Source organism: Phenylobacterium sp., assembly GCF_044371015.1.
GTDB lineage: Bacteria > Pseudomonadota > Alphaproteobacteria > Caulobacterales > Caulobacteraceae > Phenylobacterium.
In genome coordinates this window covers 1-5022 of sequence record NZ_JBILUK010000230.1, presented here as the reverse complement: position 1 = coordinate 5022, position 5022 = coordinate 1, and the positions used below count along the sequence as shown (strand labels likewise).

Genomic DNA, 5022 nt, shown 5'->3' with positions numbered 1-5022 from the left:
TTTTCTGCGTTTGGCGAGTACGTTCTGCCGCCGCGGGTCGCGGCCGTCACGCTGGGTTCGCCGGCCGCCGCCGCGGGCTTCCGGACCGGCGACCTAATTGTTCGGATCGATGGTCGTGAGATCCGGCGCTTTGACGAAGTGCAGCAGCTGGTCACCGTTCGCGCCAATGTTCCGATGACCTTCGTGGTGGATCGTGGCGGCAGCGAAGTGACCCTCGTGGCCACGCCGCGATGGGATATCCGTGATGATCGGGTCGCTGGCCGCCAGCGTGTCGGCGCGATCGGCATCTCGCCGGTGCAGGCGCGTGAGGACTATGTGCAGGTGCGCTATGGCCCCATCGAAGCGGTGGGGCGGGGCGTGGAGCGGACCTGGGACACCTTAACGACCACGATCTATTACCTGGGGCGGATGATCACCGGCCAGGTGCACGCCGATGAACTGCGCGGGCCGTTGGGAATCGCGTCAGCCACGAAGAATATCGCCGCGATCAGCGCGGAGGGAACGAGTGGACCGCTTGAGGCGCTGGGCATGATGTCGCTCAACCTGGTGCAGATCGTGGCGTTCATTTCGGTCAGCATCGGGTTCATGAATCTGCTGCCGGTGCCCGTGCTCGATGGCGGACATCTGATGTTCTACGCCTATGAGGCCGTGGCGCGTCGCCCTCTTGCCGCCAAGGTTCAAGCGGCAGGGTACCGCGTGGGCCTTGCACTCGTTCTCGGATTGATGTTGTTCGCGACCTGGAACGATTTGCAGCGCCTTCGTGTGTTCAATCTGTTCGACGGCCTATTCTCCTAGGCCTGCTCGTCCCTCAAACGGCTGATTCGATGCTTCGATCCCGCGTACCCTGCGCCGCGTTCGCCTCCGGGCTTGCCCTGTTGATGGGGACCGCGGCCGTCGTGGCGCCAAACCTCGCCCTGGCCCAGCAGACGCAGGGCGGGATCGTGTCGCGCATTCTGGTGCAGGGCAACGAGCGCATCGAGCCCTCGACGATTGTCTCCTACCTGCCTGTGGCGGCGGGCGAGCCAGTCGATTCAGCGCGAATCGACCTGGCGCTGAAGGCTCTGTTCCGCACCGATCTCTTCGCCGACGTGAAGATCGACTACCAGAATGGCGACCTGATCGTGACGGTGGTGGAGAACCCGATCATCAATCGGGTGATTTTCGAGGGGAACTCAGGTCTCAAGGAAGACAAGCTTCGCGATGAAGTGACCGTGCGTCCACGCGGCATCTTCACCCGAGCCAAGGCGCAGGGCGACGTGCAGCGGATCGTCGAGCTCTATCGGCGCTCCGGCCGGATCTCGGCCAATGTGACGCCGCAGATCATCGAGTTGCCTCAGAAGCGCGTAGATCTGATCTTCAAGATCGATGAGGGCCCCAAAAGCGGAATCCTGTCGGTCAACTTCCTGGGCAACCGGGCCTTCTCCGATAACGACTTGCGGGACGTCGTCGTGACCGAGGAGAGCCGCTGGTACCGCTTCTTCCAGGCCCAGAACGCCAACTACGACCCCGATCGCCTGGAGTACGACAAGGAGCAGCTTCGGAAGCACTATCGCAACCGCGGCTACTATGACTTCCGGGTGTCCTCGGCGGTGGCCGAACTGGCGCCGGACCGCAACGGCTTCGTGGTGACCTACACGATCGATGAGGGGCCGCGCTATCGCTTCGGCAAGGTCGAGGTGGAGACCGAACTGCAGAAGCTCGACAAGGGCGTGTTGCAGTCTCTCGTGCCGATCCGTTCGGGCGAACTGTACCAGGACGAGGCCATTGAGACCTCGACCGACGCCCTGACGTTCGCCGCGGGCGCCGCGGGCTTCGCATTCGTCGATGTGCGGCCGCGTTACACCCCTGACCGTGAAAAGGGCGTGGTGGACGTCTCGTTCCAGGTCAACGAAGGCCCACGGGTCTATGTCGACCGCATCGAGATCGTCGGGAACACGCAGACGCTGGATTATGTGATCCGGCGCGAGATGAGCGTGGTGGAGGGCGACGCCTACAACCGGGCGCTGGTGGACCGGTCCAAGCGACAGATCCGGGCGTTGGGCTTCTTCAAGGAAGTGGAGATCGAAGAGGTCACCGGATCTTCGCCCGATCGCACGGCGCTGCAGGTGAAGGTGGAAGAACAGCCGACGGGCGAGCTGTCGTTCAGCGCCGGCTATTCCTCGGTGGACCAATTGGTGCTCGATCTGGGCATCACACAGCGGAACTTCCGTGGCCGTGGTCAGGATGTGCGGGCGCGGGTGTCGGTCGGCTCGCTGCGCCAGCAACTGGACTTCTCATTCACCGAGCCGCGCTTCCTTCAGCGGGACGTGTCGGCCGGCATCGACGTCTATGGCTATCGGTACGATCTCTCGGAGTTTTCGGCCTACGAAACGACCACCTACGGAACGACGTTCCGGGCCAACTTCCCGCTCAGCATCGATAGCCGAGGCGCGATCCGCTATACGCTCCGTAGCGACGAGATCAAAATCGACAGCAGCTTCTGCTCGACGTCGACATTCCTGAACGCCGACGGTACGACCACGACGTCGCCGCCGCTGCTTTCTGCGGCGCTTTGCGATCAGGTCGGCACCTTTGTGACCTCACTGGTCGGCTATGGCGCGCGCCTGGATCGGCGGAACGATTTCCTGAACCCGACCCGCGGGTTCTATATCGACTTCAACCAGGACATCGCCGGTCTCGGCGGCGACGTGAACTTCATCCGCACCGATCTGGAAGCGGCCTGGTTCTACGGCTTCAACAAGGACTTCATCTTCTCGGCGACGGGCTCAGCCGGATATGTCCTCGGCTGGGGCGGCGATGCTGTGCGCATCAATGACCGCTACTATAAGGGCGGCCTGACCTTCCGCGGCTTCGAAACGGCCGGCATCGGGCCCCGGGACGTGAGCCTGCAGCGGGCCGATGCGCTGGGCGGCAAGGCCTATGCGATCGGCACCTTCGAACTGACCGTGCCGACATTCCTGCCCGAACAGTATGGCATCAAGGCCGCCCTGTTCAGCGACGTCGGCACGCTCGGCAAGCTGGATAAGGAAGATCTGAATTACCGAGCCGGCGATTTTGACTGTCTGGCGACGTCAACGCCGGCCGTGGCGGGGACGCGCAATCCCTGCATTCGTGACGACCTATCCCTGCGGGCTTCCGCCGGCGTGAGCGTCTTCTGGCGTTCGCCGATGGGCCCCATCCGCTTTGACTTCAGCCGAGTGCTGGCCAAGGAAGACTACGACAAGACCGAGACGTTCCGGTTCTCCACTTCAACCAGGTTCTAGGACACATGACCCTCAAGACAGTTCTCGCGGCCGGGTGCGCCGCGACCCTCGCCCTCAGTGCGCCGGTTTCGGCCCTGGCCCAGGCGCCTACCGTCGCCGCGACCGCCCCGGCGCCGCCGGCGGTGAATCATGGGCCTCCGATCACCGGCCTCTGCGTGATTTCCGTCGAAGCGGCCATCGGCGGCTCGGCGGTTGGCCGGCATGTGCAGACCCGTCTGCAACAACTGCTGACCCAGGTGAACGCCGAGCTGACCGGCGAACGCACGACGCTGGAGAACGACGCCCGGGCGCTGGATGGTCAGCGCGCGACGCTTGATCAAAACACCCTGGAGCAGCGGGCCGCGGCCCTGCAGGTTCGTGGCAACGCCTTGCAGCGCAAGGCGCAACAACGCGAGCGTGAGATCCAGGCCACCGAACAGAAGGCCTATGGCCGGGTCGGGGAGGAGATGGAGCCGTTGATCCGTCAGGCTTATCAGGCGCGCGCCTGCTCCATGCTGATCAATCGCAATTCCGTGGTGCTGGCCAACCCGGCCTCCGACATCACCCCGCAGGTGGTCACCGCGTTGAATGCGAAGATCACCCAGTTCGCGTTTGATCGCGAACGCCTTGATCAGAACCTGACGCCGGCCCCCGCCGCGGCCGCACCGCGTCCGGCAGCGCCGGCCGCACGCTAGGCCGGAGCGGACGGCGTCGTAGACGGAAGGCGCCCGCATGCCCGACCCGCGGTTCTTCGAGGATCTGGGGCCAGTCTCGCTTGGAGATCTGGCGGCGGCCTGCGGCGCCGTGCTGGCGGACCCCTCGGCCGTCGGGCGAAGCATCGCGCGCGTGGCGGTATTGTCGCGTGCGGACGGCGAGAGTGTGACCTTCCTCAATGACGGGCGGCATGCCGAGGAGCTGACCAAGGTTCGGCCTGCGGCCTGCTTTCTGCCGTCCGACCTGGAGGGCCTTGCGCCGGAGGGTTGCGCCGTGCTGCGCGCCCGCAATCCTCAGGCAGCCTACGCTCTGGCCGCTCAAAGGCTGCATCGGCCAAGGCAAGGGCGAGTGGAGTCTGTCGCCTCCGATGCGAGCGTCGAGGCCGGCGTCCAGTTGGGTGCGGGGGTGGTGGTCGGCCCGGGCGCAAGCATCGGACGCGGCACGCGGATCGGGGCCAATACGGTGATCGGACCGGGGGTCGCGATCGGCCGAGACTGTAACATCGGGCCCAATGTCACGATCGGTTTTGCGTTGATCGGCGATCGGGTGCGCATCTTGGCGGGGGCCGTCATCGGTGAGCCGGGATTTGGCGCGACCGTTGGGGCTGCCGGCCTGATCGACATTCCACAGTTGGGCCGCGTAATCCTGCAGGACGGGGTGAGCATCGGCGCCAATACGACCGTCGATCGCGGCGCCTATGAGGATACGGTGATCGGCGAGAACACCAAGATCGACAACCTGGTGCAGATCGCCCACAACGTCCGCATAGGTCGGAACTGTGTTCTGGCCGGCCAGGCGGGACTCTCGGGAAGCGTGACGATTGGGGATGGCGCGCAATTCGGCGGGCGCGCCGGGGTCGCGGATCATATCACCATTGGCGCGGGCGCGCGGGTAGGCGCGGCCTCTGGGGTTATGAAGAACATTCCGGCGGGTGAGACTTGGGGCGGCATGCCGGCCCGCCCGATCCGCCAGTGGTTGAAGGAGACGGCCTGGCTCGCGCGGATGGCCGGCCGCAAAACAGGGGAGCGCCCATGACCCGTAAGGCTCCAACCGCGGAAACCGCCAC

General features: G+C 65.0%; 4 protein-coding genes. All 4 read left to right on the top strand.

Annotated features, from left to right (window positions below; all coding sequences use genetic code 11):
• Window positions 1-795: RIP metalloprotease RseP (gene rseP, locus ACIQ3R_RS15125; RefSeq protein ID WP_397419691.1), on the top strand; the 795-nt coding region annotated here is incomplete at its 5' end.
• 83 nt (window positions 796-878) lie between these two features.
• Window positions 879-3263, top strand: a complete 2385-nt coding sequence (gene bamA, locus ACIQ3R_RS15120) for an outer membrane protein assembly factor BamA (RefSeq protein WP_397419690.1) — start codon at window positions 879-881, stop codon at window positions 3261-3263.
• A 5-nt stretch (window positions 3264-3268) separates the two neighbouring features.
• Window positions 3269-3937: an OmpH family outer membrane protein gene (locus ACIQ3R_RS15115; RefSeq protein ID WP_397419689.1), complete on the top strand. Its 669-nt coding sequence runs from the start codon at window positions 3269-3271 to the stop codon at window positions 3935-3937.
• 37 nt (window positions 3938-3974) lie between these two features.
• Window positions 3975-4991, top strand: coding sequence for a UDP-3-O-(3-hydroxymyristoyl)glucosamine N-acyltransferase (lpxD, locus tag ACIQ3R_RS15110; RefSeq protein WP_397419688.1), 1017 nt, complete (start codon window positions 3975-3977; stop codon window positions 4989-4991).
• Window positions 4992-5022: the final 31 nt, after the last annotated feature.

Bases quoted from the DNA above. Each gene is read 5' to 3' on its own strand.
- bamA (WP_397419690.1), top strand. From the start codon at position 879: ATGGGGACCGCGGCCGTCGTGGCGCCAAACCTCGCCCTGGCCCAGCAG.
- ACIQ3R_RS15115 (WP_397419689.1), top strand. From the start codon at position 3,269: ATGACCCTCAAGACAGTTCTCGCGGCCGGGTGCGCCGCGACCCTCGCC.
- lpxD (WP_397419688.1), top strand. From the start codon at position 3,975: ATGCCCGACCCGCGGTTCTTCGAGGATCTGGGGCCAGTCTCGCTTGGA.